13 protein-coding genes are annotated in these 14,567 nt (G+C 68.4%); 11 read left to right on the forward strand and 2 right to left on the reverse strand.

All coding sequences use genetic code 11. From position 1 onward, the window contains the following. Positions 1 to 58: 58 nt before the first annotated feature. The 4 genes from ACIRVH_RS10545 (at position 59) to ACIRVH_RS10560 (ending at position 5,132) form a co-directional block, all read left to right on the forward strand. On the forward strand, positions 59 to 1,855 hold the full coding sequence (locus tag ACIRVH_RS10545) for an ABC transporter substrate-binding protein (protein ID WP_403950579.1): 1,797 nt from the start codon (positions 59 to 61) through the stop codon (positions 1,853 to 1,855). Between the two features lie 99 nt (positions 1,856 to 1,954). Continuing rightward, entirely contained in the window at positions 1,955 to 2,932 is a 978-nt protein-coding gene (locus tag ACIRVH_RS10550) for an ABC transporter permease (RefSeq protein WP_403950581.1), read from the forward strand. Between the two features lie 15 nt (positions 2,933 to 2,947). Beyond that, positions 2,948 to 4,009: an ABC transporter ATP-binding protein gene (locus tag ACIRVH_RS10555; RefSeq protein WP_403950584.1), complete on the forward strand. Its 1,062-nt coding sequence runs from the start codon at positions 2,948 to 2,950 to the stop codon at positions 4,007 to 4,009. A 13-nt stretch (positions 4,010 to 4,022) separates the two neighbouring features. After that, on the forward strand, positions 4,023 to 5,132 hold the full coding sequence (locus ACIRVH_RS10560) for an ABC transporter ATP-binding protein (RefSeq protein WP_403950587.1): 1,110 nt from the start codon (positions 4,023 to 4,025) through the stop codon (positions 5,130 to 5,132). On the opposite strand, the gene ACIRVH_RS10565 is transcribed toward ACIRVH_RS10560, so the two are convergent. Beyond that, positions 5,063 to 5,872, reverse strand: a complete 810-nt coding sequence (locus ACIRVH_RS10565; protein WP_403950590.1) for a class I SAM-dependent methyltransferase — start codon at positions 5,870 to 5,872, stop codon at positions 5,063 to 5,065. The two genes, ACIRVH_RS10560 and ACIRVH_RS10565, sit on opposite strands and share 70 nt — an antisense overlap. Before the next feature lie 206 nt (positions 5,873 to 6,078). Here ACIRVH_RS10565 and ACIRVH_RS10570 point away from each other — a divergent pair, with 206 nt between their 5' ends. Genes ACIRVH_RS10570 through ACIRVH_RS10595 form a run of 6 tightly spaced genes read left to right on the forward strand, consistent with a single transcriptional unit; the run spans position 6,079 to position 11,822 of the window. Continuing rightward, positions 6,079 to 7,707, forward strand: coding sequence for an ABC transporter substrate-binding protein (locus ACIRVH_RS10570; RefSeq protein WP_403950592.1), 1,629 nt, complete (start codon positions 6,079 to 6,081; stop codon positions 7,705 to 7,707). A 6-nt stretch (positions 7,708 to 7,713) separates the two neighbouring features. Next, complete coding sequence (locus ACIRVH_RS10575) at positions 7,714 to 8,637, forward strand: ABC transporter permease (RefSeq protein ID WP_403950595.1); 924 nt, start codon at positions 7,714 to 7,716, stop codon at positions 8,635 to 8,637. Beyond that, on the forward strand, positions 8,630 to 9,610 hold the full coding sequence (locus tag ACIRVH_RS10580; RefSeq protein WP_403950597.1) for an ABC transporter permease: 981 nt from the start codon (positions 8,630 to 8,632) through the stop codon (positions 9,608 to 9,610). The genes ACIRVH_RS10575 and ACIRVH_RS10580 overlap by 8 nt, the downstream gene beginning before the upstream one ends. A gap of 6 nt (positions 9,611 to 9,616) precedes the next feature. Beyond that, the gene (locus ACIRVH_RS10585) at positions 9,617 to 9,790 is read left to right on the forward strand and encodes a hypothetical protein (RefSeq protein ID WP_403950600.1); all 174 of its coding nucleotides are present in this window, start codon (positions 9,617 to 9,619) and stop codon (positions 9,788 to 9,790) included. A gap of 6 nt (positions 9,791 to 9,796) precedes the next feature. Then, positions 9,797 to 10,771, forward strand: coding sequence for an ABC transporter ATP-binding protein (locus ACIRVH_RS10590; RefSeq protein ID WP_403950602.1), 975 nt, complete (start codon positions 9,797 to 9,799; stop codon positions 10,769 to 10,771). Beyond that, positions 10,764 to 11,822, forward strand: a complete 1,059-nt coding sequence (locus ACIRVH_RS10595) for an ABC transporter ATP-binding protein (protein WP_403950604.1) — start codon at positions 10,764 to 10,766, stop codon at positions 11,820 to 11,822. The genes ACIRVH_RS10590 and ACIRVH_RS10595 overlap by 8 nt, the downstream gene beginning before the upstream one ends. Positions 11,823 to 11,932: 110 nt before the next feature. On the opposite strand, the gene ACIRVH_RS10600 is transcribed toward ACIRVH_RS10595, so the two are convergent. Further along, the gene (locus tag ACIRVH_RS10600; protein WP_403950606.1) at positions 11,933 to 14,062 is read right to left on the reverse strand and encodes an alpha/beta fold hydrolase; all 2,130 of its coding nucleotides are present in this window, start codon (positions 14,060 to 14,062) and stop codon (positions 11,933 to 11,935) included. 201 nt (positions 14,063 to 14,263) lie between these two features. Between ACIRVH_RS10600 and ACIRVH_RS10605 the strand changes: the two genes are divergently transcribed. Continuing rightward, entirely contained in the window at positions 14,264 to 14,458 is a 195-nt protein-coding gene (locus tag ACIRVH_RS10605; RefSeq protein WP_392065801.1) for a hypothetical protein, read from the forward strand. The last annotated feature ends 109 nt before the right edge of the window (positions 14,459 to 14,567 follow it).

Here is a 14,567-nt window from a genome sequence, read left to right on the forward strand (position 1 = left end):
ACCAGCCGCGTCAGGCAGTACTCATGGATAACAACCGACAGGTAGGTGCATTCGCCTCATGAAGTCGTTCAGCTCGCGCAGAGCGCAGGCCATCGTGGTCGCCATCGCGGCCGGCTCCCTCGCGCTCACCGGGTGCTCCGAGAACAAGGGCACCAACACCGGCCAGAACTCCAAGAAGGACCAGAAGGAAGCCCAGGTCCAGTCGAAGGCGGTCACGTACGCCGACGCTGCCGGCTCCACCGGTCCGGCCGAGGAGATCACCGGTGCCCAGAGCGGCGGCACGATCACGGTCTACCAGGAGGCGGGCCTCTCGCACCTGGACCCGGGCCAGACCTACGTCTCCGACGCCGGTCAGGTCGCCAACCTGCTCTTCCGTCGTCTGACCCAGTTCAACGAGGACGACAAGGGCAACGTCTCGGTCGTGGGTGACATGGCGACCGACTCCGGCAAGTCGTCGGACGGCGGCAAGACCTGGACGTTCACCCTCAAGGACGGCATCAAGGACGCCAAGGGCAACGTCATCACGTCCGCCGACGTCCGCCACTCCGTCGAGCGCCTGTACGCGAAGTTCATCTTCGACGGCCCGACCTACCTGCAGACCTGGCTGAGCGGCGCCGACTACCGCAAGGCGCTGCCGGACGGCGGCTTCGGCAAGAAGCACCTGCCGAAGTCGGTCCTGGACACGCCGGACGACAAGACGGTCGTCTTCCACTTCGACCAGCCGCGTCCGGACCTGCCGCAGACGCTGGCCATGGCCGGCTACGCCATCGTCCCGACGAAGGACGACACCAAGGAGAAGTACGACAAGGCCCCGGTCGCCACCGGCCCGTACAAGGTCCAGTCGTACAAGAACGGCAAGTCCCTGGTGCTCGTCAAGAACGCCAACTGGGACCCGAAGTCCGACTCCGTGCGCCACCAGTACGTGGACGGCTTCAACTTCCAGTTCGGCGTCACCGAGTCGACCCAGACCAAGCGTCTGATCGCCGACCAGGGCGACGACAAGAACGCCATCCAGCTCACCGGCGGCGTCGAGGCCACGCAGATCCAGGACGTCATCAAGGACCCGGCCGCCAACAAGCGCACGGTCAAGGGCTACCAGCCCTACGTGATGCAGCTGTCCTTCAACCTGGACCGCGTCAAGAACCTCAAGGTCCGTCAGGCCATCGCCTACGCGGTGAACTCCAAGTCGCTCATCGCCGGTGAGGGTGGTGTCTACGGCGGTGACGTGGCCCCGAACTACTTCGCGCCGACGCTGCCGGGCTACGAGGCCAAGTACGACCCGTACGGCCGTCTGGCGACGCCGCAGGGCAACATCGCCAAGGCCAAGGAGCTCCTGAAGAGCGTCCCGGCGGCCGAGAAGAAGGTCGTCTTCGCCTACGGCAACAGCGAGAACGGTCAGAAGCGCAAGGTCGCCATCGAGGACGCGCTGACCAAGGTCGGCTTCAACGTCGTCTCCAAGGAGGTCGACGCCGCGAGCTACTACGAGCAGATCGGCAAGCTGGACAACCCGTACGACATGTACATCACGGGTTGGGGCCAGGACTGGCCGTCCGCGTCCACCGTGGTCACGCCGGTCTACGACGGTACCCAGGTCACCGACGGTTCGCCGAACTACTCGCACGTCAAGGACCCGAAGGTCGACGCCCTGATCAAGAAGGCGCTGACCCAGCAGCCGACCGCGGCCGCGAAGACCTGGAAGGAAGCCCAGCACTACCTGATGGAGAAGGTCCTGCCGGCCGCTCCGCTGTGGTACACCAAGCAGTTCCAGCTCTCCGGGTCCAACGTGGGCGGCGCCCGCTACGGGTCGGTGTCGAGCCTCATCGACATCAACCACCTGTTCCTGAAGAAGTCGTAACTCTCTACGGCTGATCGCGGGGACGCGCACCAGGCGGAGCGCGTCCCCGCACCTCCGTGAAACCTCCCACTCGTCTCCGCAGAGAGCAGCCCTCCCGCCATGCTTCAGTTCATCCTCCGGCGCACGGTCGGTGCCCTGGTCACCCTGTTCCTCATCTCCGCCGCGACGTTCTTCCTGTTCGTCGCCGCGCCTTCCGATTACGCCTCCCTGGCCTGTGGCAAGGACTGCTCTCCCCAGAGACTGGAGGACATCCGCCAGGCCCTCGGTCTCAACCTGCCCATCGTCCAGCAGTTCTGGGACTTCATGACCGGCATCGTGATGGGCCGTGACTTCCCGACCGGACACTGCAGCGCCCCGTGCCTCGGGCAGTCGTTCTACTCGGGCGACATGGTCTGGGGCACGATCATGGACCGCTTCCCGACGACGCTGACCCTCACCCTCGGTGGCGCGGTCGTCTTCCTCGTGGTCGGTGTGGGCGCCGGTATGGTCGCCGCCTTCCGGCGAGGTTCCATGGTGGACAAGATCGCCACGGGCGCGTCGATGGTGCTCAGCTCGTTCCAGATCTACTTCCTGGGTCCGATCGTCCTGATCATCTTCGTCTACAGCACGGGCTGGATGGAGAACCCCCAGTACGTGCCGATCACCCAGAACCCGTGGGGCTGGTTCACCGGCATGCTGCTGCCCACGCTGGTGATGGCCACCATCTTCACCGCGCAGTACACCCGTATGGCACGTTCCTCGATGATCGAGCAGCTCGCCGAGGAGCACGTCCGCACCGCCCGCGCGAAGGGCATGTCGCGCAAGTACGTCTTCTTCCGTTACGCCTGGCGCGGCTCGATGATCCCGATCGTCACCGTGCTCGGTATCGACCTCAGCAGCATGCTCGGCGGTGCCGTCGTCACCGAGCTCACCTTCTCCCTCCAGGGAATCGGTCGGCTCGCCGTGGACGGCGCGGTCCACAAGGACCTCCCGCTGACCATGGGCGTCATGTTGTTCGGTGCCTTCTTCATCCTGCTCTTCAACATCCTCACCGACATCGCGTACGCCTGGATCGACCCGCGCGTCCGGCTCTCCTAGGAAGAACGAACCACCGTGACCACACTGACCAAGACCGAGGGCACTCCGGCCCCGACCGGTGCGGAGAGCTTCCTGTCGGTCCGCGATCTGAAGGTGCAGTTCTCCACCGAGGACGGCATCGTCAGGGCCGTCGACGGCCTCTCCTTCGACGTCGAGCGCGGCAAGACCCTGGGCATCGTGGGCGAGTCCGGCTCCGGAAAGTCCGTCACCAACCTGACGATCCTGGGCCTGCACAACCCCCGCACCTCGACCGTCGACGGCGAGATCGTCCTCGACGGCAAGGAACTCGTCACCGCCAAAGAGAAGGAGCTGGAGCAGCTCCGCGGCAACAAGATGGCGATGATCTTCCAGGACCCGCTGACCGCGCTGTCGCCGTTCTACACGGTGGGCCGCCAGCTGTCCGAGCCGTACATGAAGCACCGCGGCGCCTCCAAGAAGGAGGCGAAGGACCGGGCCATCCAGATGCTGGAGAAGGTCGGCATCCCGCAGCCCAAGGTGCGCTTCGACGACTACCCGCACCAGTTCTCCGGCGGTATGCGCCAGCGCGCCATGATCGCCATGGCCCTGATGTGCGACCCCGACCTCTTGATCGCCGACGAGCCGACCACCGCGCTCGACGTGACCGTGCAGGCGCAGATCCTGGACCTGCTCAAGGACCTGCAGCAGGAGTTCGGCTCCGCGATCATCTTCATCACCCACGACCTGGGCGTCATCTCCCACATGGCCGACGACCTGCTGGTGATGTACGCGGGCCGGGCCGTGGAGCGCGGCAGCGTCCGCGAGGTGCTGCACGAGCCGAAGCACCCCTACACCTGGGGCCTGCTCAGCTCGATGCCGCGCCTGGACGGCGACCTGCACGAGAAGCTGTCGCCGATCCCCGGCAGCCCGCCCTCGCTGCTCAACCCGCCCTCGGGCTGCCGCTTCCACCCGCGCTGCGCGTTCAAGGACCAGGTGCCGGGCAGCCTCTGCTCGGACACGCGTCCGGCGCTGGGCGAGGGACGCGCCTCCGCGTGCCACCTCACGCCCGAGCAGAAGCAGACCATCTTCATCGACCAGATCCAGCCCCGGCTGCGCTAGGGAGCACCGAGACATGAGCGACAACCTCACCCTCCCCGAACAGCAGGGCTCCACCGCGACCTCGTCGGAGACCCTCCTCGAGGTCAAGGGCCTGACCAAGCACTTCCCGATCTACGGCGGCTTTCCGATCAAGCGGAAGGTCGGCGCGGTGCAGGCCGTCGACGGCATCGACCTGACGGTCGGCGTCGGCGAGAGCGTCGGTCTGGTCGGCGAGTCCGGCTGCGGCAAGTCGACCACGGGCCGGCTCATCACCCGCCTGCTGGAGCCGACCGGCGGCAGCATCACCTACGCCGGGCAGGACATCACCCGGGCCTCGCGCCGCCAGCTGGCGCCCGTGCGGTCCGAGATCCAGATGATCTTCCAGGACCCGTACTCCTCGCTGAACCCGCGCCAGACCGTCGGCACGATCATCAAGTCGCCGATGGAGGTCAACGGGATCGAGCCGGAGGGCGGCCGGGAGAAGAAGGTCCGGGAGCTGCTGGAGCTCGTCGGCCTGAACCCGGAGCACTACAACCGCTTCCCGCACGAGTTCTCCGGCGGTCAGCGTCAGCGCATCGGCGTCGCCCGCGCCCTGGCGCTGAACCCGAAGCTGATCGTGGCGGACGAGCCGGTCTCCGCGCTCGACGTGTCCATCCAGGCGCAGGTGGTGAACCTGCTCCAGGAGGTCCAGAAGGAACTGGGCATCGCGTTCCTGTTCATCGCCCACGACCTCGCCATCGTGCGGCACTTCTCGCAGCGCGTCGCGGTGATGTACCTCGGCAAGGTGGTCGAGGTCGGCGACCGGGAGGCGATCTACAACCGGCCCCGCCACCCGTACACGCACGCCCTGCTGTCGGCCGTCCCCGAGGTCGGGATCGAGGACGAGGACCGCGAGCGGATCCGGCTCTCCGGTGACGTCCCCTCGCCGATCTCCCCGCCGTCCGGCTGCCGCTTCCGCACCCGCTGCTGGAAGGCCCAGGACAAGTGCGCGAGCGAGGAGCCGCCGCTGGTCCAGATCTCCGGGAACCGGGACGGCCACCTGACGGCCTGCCACTTCCCGGAGGAGCCGACCACTCAGCGCGACGAGGACGTCGTCCTCGACCCGGCGCTGAGGTCGCTGGAGGAGCACGCCTCCGAGGACTGATCCGCGGCCGTGGCCACGGTGATGATCTCGGGACTGGGGGCGGGGGCCATCGGCCTCCGCCCCCAGTCCCCGTAGCGCTCGGCGACGGCCAGTCCGGCCTCGCCGAGGAAGCCGTCCAGCGCGTCGGCGTCCAGGAACCGCAGCGTGCTCCGGCACACCTGCGGCTGCTCCCAGCGCGTCCCGGCATAGGTCTCGGTGAACGTCATCCGGTCCCCGACGAGGTCCGGCTCGGCCTCGTGCCACACCCGTACGGGGGCGCCGTCCCCGTCGGTGAACTCATGCACCCGGTCCGGGGTCCAGCGCTCCCAGGCCCGCGCGGCCGGATTCCGGGTCTCGAAGACGAACCGGCCGCCGTCGGCCAGCGCCCGGCACGCCCCGCGCAGCGTGCCGCGCACCTGCCCGTCCCCGAGGAGTTCCTGGAAGGCGTGACCGGTCATCACGACCAGGTCGAACGCCCCCTCCCACCGGTGCGTCGCGAAGTCCCCGAGCACCCATTCGATGTCCGGCTCCGCCCGCCGCGCCTGCACGAGCATGGCGGCCGCCGGATCCATGCCGGTGAGCCGTCCCCGGTGCCCGGCCGCCCGGGCGGCGCGCAGCAGCCGGCCCGTTCCGCAGCCGAGGTCGAGGACCGATCCGGCCGCCGTCACGAGTTCCAGGTAGAAGTCGTCACCGGGGCCCCATGGGTTCAACCTCTCGTACAGCGCGGCGAGTTCGACGTCACGGAAAACACGATCGACCATGCCGGGAGTCTGCCCGCTGGTCCGGGTGGCGGGTAAGCGATTTCGCGATTCCGTGTACTCCGTCTGCCACACCTTTCCTCGAAGGAGAGGGAACGTGTGCGTGGTGCACCTTTTGATGTGATATTAGCCGATAACGTATCAGCGTCCTTTCTGTCGAGGGCGTCGGCGGCACAGCGCACGCGGCGCGACCACGAGGAGGTACCCCCATGCGCGGAGCCAGGCACGCCGGACGGGCCGCCGGCGCGGTGGCGGTGGCGCTCGCCGCGGCGGCCTGCGGGGGCGGCGCGGACACGAGCGGCGGGACCGCCGCCGGGGTGCTCAGCTCCTCCTGGGGCGACCCGCAGAACCCGCTGGAGCCCTCCAACACCAACGAGGTGCAGGGCGGCAAGGTCCTCGACATGGTCTTCCGCGGTCTGAAGCGGTACGACCCGAAGACCGGCCAGGCCAAGGACATGCTCGCCCAGAGCATCGACACCACGGACTCGCAGAACTTCACCATCAAGGTGAAGGACGGCTGGACCTTCTCCAACGGCGAGAAGGTGACCGCCAAGTCCTTCGTGGACGCCTGGAACTACGGCGCGAGCCTGAAGAACAACCAGAAGAACGCCTACTTCTTCGGCTACATCGAGGGCTACGACAAGGTCCACCCCGACAGCGGGTCGCAGAGCGCGGACACCCTGTCGGGCCTGAAGGTCGTGGACGACCACACCTTCACCGTCAAGCTCAGCCAGAAGTTCTCCAGCTTCCCGGACACCCTCGGCTACGTGGCCTTCGCCCCGCTGCCGCAGTCGTTCTTCACCGACCACTCGGCCTGGCTGAGCAAACCGGTCGGCAACGGGCCCTACGCCATCGAGTCCTACACGAAGGGCTCGCAGATGGCCCTGAAGAAGTGGGACGGCTACCCGGGCCCGGACAAGGCCCGGAACAGCGGTGTGACCCTGAAGGTCTACACCGACAACAACACCGCCTACACCGACCTCATGGCCGGCAACCTCGACCTGGTCGACGACATCCCCGCCGCACAGCTGAAGAACGTCAAGAGCGATCTGGGCGGCCGGTACATCAACACACCCGCCGGCATCATCCAGACCCTCGCCTTCCCCTACTACGACCCGGCCTGGAACAAGGCGGGCTCGGAGAAGGTCCGCACCGGTCTGTCCATGGCGATCGACCGCAAGCAGATCACCGACACGATCTTCCAGAAGACCCGCACTCCCGCCACCGACTGGACCTCCCCGGTCCTCGGCACGGCCGGCGGCTTCCAGGACGGCCTGTGCGGCAAGGCCTGCGAGTACGACCCCGCCGGGGCCAAGAAGCTGATCCAGGAGGGCGGCGGGCTCCCCGGCGGCCAGGTCAAGATCACGTACAACGCGGACACGGGCTCCCACAAGGAGTGGATCGACGCCGTGTGCAACTCCATCAACAACGCGCTCGGCAACGACAAGGCGTGCGTGGGCAACCCCGTCGGCACCTTCGCCGACTTCCGCAACCAGATCGGGCAGCACAAGATGAGCGGCCCGTTCCGGGCGGGCTGGCAGATGGACTACCCGCTCATCCAGAACTTCCTCCAGCCGCTCTACTACACCAACGCCTCCTCCAACGACGGCAAGTGGTCCAACAAGGACTTCGACCAGCTCGTCGACCAGGCCAACGCCCAGACGGACACCGCCCAGGCCGTCTCCACCTTCCAGAAGGCCGAGGCGGTCGTCCGGGACAACATGGCCGCCATCCCGCTCTGGTACCAGAACGGCAGCGCGGGCTACTCCCCGCGGCTGTCCGACGTGGCGCTCAACCCGTTCAGCGTTCCCGTCTACAACGAGATCAAGGTCGGCTGAGCCGCCATGGGGCGCTATGTCGTCCGGCGGCTGCTCCAGATGATCCCGGTCTTCGTCGGGGCCACCCTGCTGATCTTCCTGATGGTGAACGTGATGGGCGACCCCATCGCCGGGCTGTGCGGCGAGCGGGCCTGCGACCCGGCGACGGCCGCCCAGCTGAAGAAGGAGTTCGGCCTCGATAAGCCGCTGTGGCAGCAGTACCTGACCTACATGGGCAACCTCTTCACCGGCGACTTCGGCACCGCCTTCAACGGCCAGCCCGTCACCGAGCTGATGGCGACGGCGTTCCCGCCGACCATCCGGCTGACGATCGTCGCGATCCTCTTCGAGATCGTCATCGGGATCACCCTGGGCGTGTTCGCGGGCCTGCGCCGCGGGCGGCCCCTCGACACGGGCGTGCTCCTCGGCACCCTGGTCGTGATCTCCGTGCCCGTCTTCGTCACCGGCCTGCTGCTCCAGCTCCTCCTCGGCGTCCAGTGGGGCTGGATCCAGCCGTCCGTCTCCCCGGAGGCCCCCTTCAGCGAGCTGATCGTGCCCGGCCTCGTCCTCGCGTCCGTCTCCCTCGCCTACGTCGCCCGGCTGACCCGCACCTCCGTCGCGGAGAACAAGCGGTCCGACTACGTCCGTACGGCGATCGCCAAAGGCCTGCCCAGACACCGCGTCGTCACCCGGCACCTGCTGCGCAACTCGCTCATCCCCGTCGTCACCTTCATCGGTGCCGACATCGGCGCGCTGATGGGCGGCGCGATCCTCACCGAGCGGATCTTCAACATCCACGGCGTCGGCTACCAGCTCTACCAGGGCATCGTCCGGCAGAACACGCAGACCGTGGTCGGCTTCGTGACGATCCTCGTCCTGGTCTTCCTCATCGCCAACCTGCTCGTCGACCTGCTCTACGCCGTGCTCGACCCGAGGATCCGCTATGCCTGAGCAGCCGTACGACCCCGATCGCGCGATCGCGCCCACCGGCGCGGGCGGCGGGATGGACCTGGCGGCGAGCGAGGCGGAGACGCTGGAGAAGACACCAGGGGGACCGGAAGGGACCGGCCCGGCGGGCAAACCCCGCAGCCTCTGGTCCGACGCCTGGCGCGACCTGCGCCGCAACCCCGTCTTCATCGTCTCGGGGCTGGTGATCCTCTTCCTGGTCTTCATCTCCCTGTGGCCCTCGGCGATCGCCTCCGGCAGCCCCCTCACGTGCAACCTGTCCAAGGCCCAGCAGGGCTCACAGCCGGGAGCCCCCTTCGGGTACGACGGCCAGGGCTGCAACGTCTACACGCGGACCGTCTACGGCGCCCGTACGTCCGTCACGGTGGGCGTGTGCGCCACGCTCGGCGTCGCCGTCCTCGGGTCGGTGCTCGGCTCACTCGCGGGCTTCTTCGGCGGCCTCGGGGACTCGGTGCTGTCCCGCGTCACCGACATCTTCTTCGCCATCCCGGTCGTCCTCGGCGGTCTCGTCCTGCTCTCCGTGGTGACCAGCAACACGGTCTGGCCGGTCATCGGGTTCATGGTGCTGCTCGGCTGGCCGCAGATCGCCCGCATCGCGCGCGGCTCGGTCATCACCGCCAAGCAGAACGACTACGTCCAGGCCGCCCGCTCCCTCGGCGCCTCCAACTCCCGCATCCTGATGCGGCACATCGCGCCCAACGCGGTCGCGCCGGTGATCGTCGTGGCGACCATCGCGCTCGGCACGTACATCACGCTGGAGGCGACCCTGTCGTACCTCGGCGTCGGACTGAAGCCGCCGAACGTGTCCTGGGGCATCGACATCTCCGCCGCCTCCCCCTACATCCGCAACGCCCCGCACGCCCTGCTGTGGCCCTCGGGAGCCCTCGCCCTCACGGTCCTGGCCTTCATCATGCTCGGCGACGCGGTGCGCGACGCCCTCGATCCGAAGCTGAGGTGAGCCGCCGTGCCGGTCGAAGTGTGTGAGGTGCGCGTGGGGTTGGGGCCGGGGGCGGGGTGGGGGAGTCGTGTGCCGGCGCAGGCCCGCCGGCGGCCCTCCGGTGCCGCGGCGAGCACGGTGCCGGCCTTCATCGCGCTCGGCGACGCGGTGCGCTTCGCCCTCGATCCGAAGCTGAGGTGAGTCGTCGTGTTGCTCGAAGTCCGTGATCTGCACGTGGAGTTCGGGACCCGGGACGGGGTCGCCAAGGCCGTCAACGGTGTCAGCTACGGCGTGGACGCGGGTGAGACGCTCGCCGTGCTCGGCGAGTCCGGATCGGGCAAGTCGGTCACCGCGCAGGCCGTCATGGGCATCCTCGACATGCCACCGGGGCGGATCACCGGGGGCGAGATCCTCTTCCAGGGCAAGGACGTGCTGAAACTGAAGGAGGAGGAGCGGCGGAAGATCCGGGGCGCCGGAATGGCGATGATCTTCCAGGACGCGCTGTCGGCCCTCAACCCCGTGCTGTCCGTGGGCGACCAGCTCGGCGAGATGTTCGTCGTGCACCGGGGCATGTCGAAGAAGGACGCGCGGGCCAAGGCCGTCGAGCTGATGGACCGGGTGCGCATCCCGGCCGCCGGGGAGCGGGTCGGGGACTACCCGCACCAGTTCTCCGGCGGTATGCGCCAGCGCATCATGATCGCGATGGCCCTCGCGCTGCAGCCGGCCCTCATCATCGCCGACGAGCCCACCACCGCCCTCGACGTCACCGTCCAGGCCCAGGTCATGGACCTGCTCGCGGAGCTGCAGCGCGAGTACCACATGGGCCTGATCCTGATCACGCACGACCTGGGCGTCGTCGCGGACGTGGCCGACCGGATCGCCGTCATGTACGCGGGGAAGATCGTCGAGTCGGCCCCCGTCCACGACATCTACAAGGCGCCCGCCCACCCCTACACCCGCGGTCTGCTGGACTCCATCCCGCGCCTGGACCAGAAGGGGCAGGAGCTGTACGCCATCAAGGGCCTGCCGCCGAACCTCATGAACATCCCGCCCGGATGCGCCTTCCACCCCCGCTGCCCGATGGCACAGGACGTCTGCCGCACCGACGTACCTCCGCTCTACGAGGTCTCCGAGGAGCGCGGCAGCGCCTGTCACTTCTGGAGGGAGTGCCTGCATGGCTGAGCCGATCCTGGAGGTCAGCGGCCTCGTCAAGCACTACCCGCTGACGCGGGGAATCGTGTTCAAGAAGCAGGTCGGCGCGGTGAAGGCGGTCGACGGCGTCGACTTCGCCCTCGCGAAGGGCGAGACCCTCGGCATCGTCGGGGAGTCGGGCTGCGGCAAGTCGACGGTGGCGAAGATGCTGTGCAGCCTGGAGCGTCCGACGGCGGGCTCGATCAGGTTCAAGGGCGAGGACATCACCCGGCTGTCCGGCCGGGCCCTGAAGGCGGTGCGCCGCAACATCCAGATGGTCTTCCAGGACCCGTACACCTCCCTCAACCCCCGGATGACGGTCGGGGACATCATCGGGGAGCCGTACGAGATCCACCCGGAAGCCGCCCCCAAGGGCGACCGCCGCCGCAGGGTGCAGGAGCTGCTGGACGTGGTCGGCCTCAACCCGGAGTACATCAACCGCTACCCGCACCAGTTCTCCGGCGGCCAGCGCCAACGCATCGGGATCGCCCGGGGGTTGGCCCTGCGCCCCGAGGTGATCGTCGCCGACGAGCCGGTCTCCGCCCTGGACGTCTCGGTCCAGGCCCAGGTGATCAACCTGCTGGACCGCCTCCAGTCGGAGTTCGACCTCTCCTACGTGTTCATCGCGCACGACCTGTCGATCGTCCGGCACATCTCGGACCGGGTCGGGGTCATGTACCTGGGCCGCATCGTGGAGATCGGCAGGGACGCCGAGATCTACGACCACCCGACCCACCCCTACACCCAGGCGCTCCTGTCCGCCGTCCCGGTCCCCGACCCCGAGGCCCGCGACCACCGTGAGCGGATCATCCTCGCCGGCGACGTCCCGTCCCCGACGAAGATCCCCTCGGGCTGCCGCTTCCGCACCCGCTGCTGGAAGGCCCGGGAGCGCTGCACCCTGGAGGTCCCGCTCCTGGCGGTCCCCGAGGCGTTCCGCGGCACGACCGGCCCCGCCGCCCACGACTCGGCGTGTCACTTCGCAGAGGAGAAGTCGGTGGTCCCGCCGGAAGAGAGCGGAGTGAACGGCAACGGGCCGGGGTGACATGCGCATCCCCGGCCCGCTTACGGCACCCGCACGGCCGTACGCTGTTCAGACTCGCGCGTCCGTATATCGGTACCGCTTCCGTGAAGTTGCCTGTGTGTAAACGCAGTTCATGCGTGTTTGCGCGGTTGTGCCAGCGAACGCCGGAGGAAGTCCACCTGGAGCAGGAGCAGGTTCTCCGCGACCTGTTCCTGGGGGGTCATGTGCGTGACGCCGGACAGGGGGAGCACCTCGTGGGGGCGGCCCGCGGCGAGCAGGGCCGAGGAGAGGCGCAGGGTGTGGGCGGCCACCACGTTGTCGTCGGCCAGGCCGTGGATGATCATCAGGGGGCGGTGCGGTTCGGCGGGGGAGGAGAGGCCCTCGTCGGTGACCAGGGAGTTGTGCGTGTACGTCGCCGGGTCCTCGACCGGGTTGCCGAGGTAGCGCTCGGTGTAGTGGGTGTCGTAGAGGCGCCAGTCCGTGACCGGGGCGCCCGCGATGCCCGCGTGGATGACGTCGGGGCGGCGCAGGACGGCGAGGGCGGCCAGGTAGCCGCCGTAGGACCAGCCGCGGACGGCCACCCGGGAGAGGTCGAGGGGGTAGCGCTCGGCCAGGTCCTGGAGGGCCTCGATCTGGTCGTCCAGGGTGAGCGTGAAGTCGCGGTGGACCGCCTTCTCCCAGGCCGGCGAGCGACCCGGTGTGCCCCGGCCGTCGGCGACGATCACCGCGAAGCCCTGGTCCGCGAACCACTGCGAGGTCAGATGCGCGTTGTGCGCGGCCACCACGCGCGGGCCGTGCGGGCCACCGTAGGGGTCCAGGAGCACGGGCAGGGGAGTGTCACCGGGGTAGTCCGTAGGCATAAGTACGGCGCACGGAATTCTGCGTGCGCCCCCCTCGGTGAGCGTCACCCGCGGCGACAAACCGGGAACTTCGGCGCAGGACCGGACAGTTGCCGTTCGTTTTCCGTCACGCAGCACCTGGACACGGCTGCCCGGGCTGTCGAGCGTCGCGGAGGCCAGGACCGTCACGCCGCCGGCGCGCACCGCCGAGTGCACCCCGGGCTCCTGCGACACGCGTTCCACGCCGAGTTCGTTCACCCGGTAGACATGAACCTCGCCGGTCTCCGGGGACTCCGCCTCCTCGCCCGCCGACGCCGAGACCAGCACGTCGTCGGCCGTCACGTCGAGTACCGCACGGATGTGCAACTGCGGTCCGGTCAACGGCCGTTCGCCCACCGCCAGGACCCGAGCGCCGCCCTCGTCCGCGATGCGGACAAGCTGTCCGGACGGGCTCCAACAGGGCACTCCGGCGAAAAGTTCCAGCCATGTTGGATCTTCATCTGCATGCACCATCCGGGTCGAACCCGAGTCCGGATCCACCGCCAGGAACACCTGGCTGCGCTGGTCCCGGGCCTGGACCAGGAGCAGTGGAGCACCCGCCTCTGACCAGTGCACATGCGCCAGATACGGATAACGCGCACGATCCCAGACGACCTCCGTGCGGCTGCCGTCGAGGTCGATCACGAACAGGCGTACGTCCGCGTTCTCCGTCCCCGCCGCAGGGTATCCGACGTGTTGTGGCTCACGCTCCGGGTGGGCCGGGTCGGCGATCCACCACCGCCGCACCGGCGTGTCGTCCACGCGCGCCACCAGCAGCCGGTCCGACTCCGGCGCCCACCAGAATCCGCGCGAACGCCCCATTTCCTCGGCCGCGATGAACTCGGCGAGCCCGTAGGTGACCTGATCGGCCTCCGGTTCGGCCAGCGCCCGGTCGTCCGCGCCCTCGGCGCCCGTCACCCGCAGCGCGCCCTGCGCCACGTACGCGATGTGCCGCCCGTCCGGCGCCGGACGCGGGTCGATCACCGGTGCGGGGACCCGGAGTTCGCGCGCCGTACCGGCCCGCAGCTCGGCTGTGAAAAGCCGCCCTGACAAGGCGAATGACGCCAACTCCACGGCTGCGTCGGTGGCATAGCCGACGATGCCGGCCCCGCCCTCCCGACTGCGCTCCCGGCGCGCTCGCTCCTCGGGCGAGAGCTGTTCCGAGGCGCCCTCCAGGAGGGCGTGCGGATCGGCCGCCAGGCGCTCGGCGCCGTCCGCCGGATCAAGGATCCACAGGGAGTTGGCCCGGTCCGTGCCGGAGCTCGAACGCAGGAACGCTACACGCGAACCGTCGGGTGCCACGGTGAACGCACGCGGCGCGCCGAGCGTGAACCGCTGCGTGCGGGCGTGCCGACGGGGAAAGGAGTCAGCCTCGGTCGTCATACCCCGACCATATTGGCCATGCGCCCCCTTGTGCGGCCGTGCGCCGAGCGATGCGCGAGCACGGATAGTTATGATCACTACCGCTGAGTGGGTATGAACCTGCTGGCGTGTGCATGAAATTGCTCTACTGATCTACACCTGAGTGACAACCCCCATAGTCCGAACCCCCCGCGTCCCTGGGATCTTTGGAGGTGAGCCGCCGTGGCACTCTCGATTTCGGCGGTGGTGCTGCTGGCGATCATCGTCTTCTTGTTGATCAAGAAGTCAGGTCTGAAGGGCGGTCATGCGGTCGTCTGCATGCTGCTCGGCTTCTACCTCGCCTCCTCGACCATCGCGCCCACGATCAGCGAGCTGACGACGAACGTCGCCAGCATGATCGGCAGCATCAAGTTCTGAGGCGACCTCGCGTCCGGTTGGATAGTTGCACTACCTTTCAGCCGTGGATCAGTTGACGCCGGGTGACCCGGGCCGTATCGGCCCGTACCGACTGATCGCCCGGCTGGGC

This window comes from Streptomyces sp. NPDC101165 (assembly GCF_044768135.1).
Classification (GTDB): Bacteria; Actinomycetota; Actinomycetes; order Streptomycetales; family Streptomycetaceae; genus Streptomyces.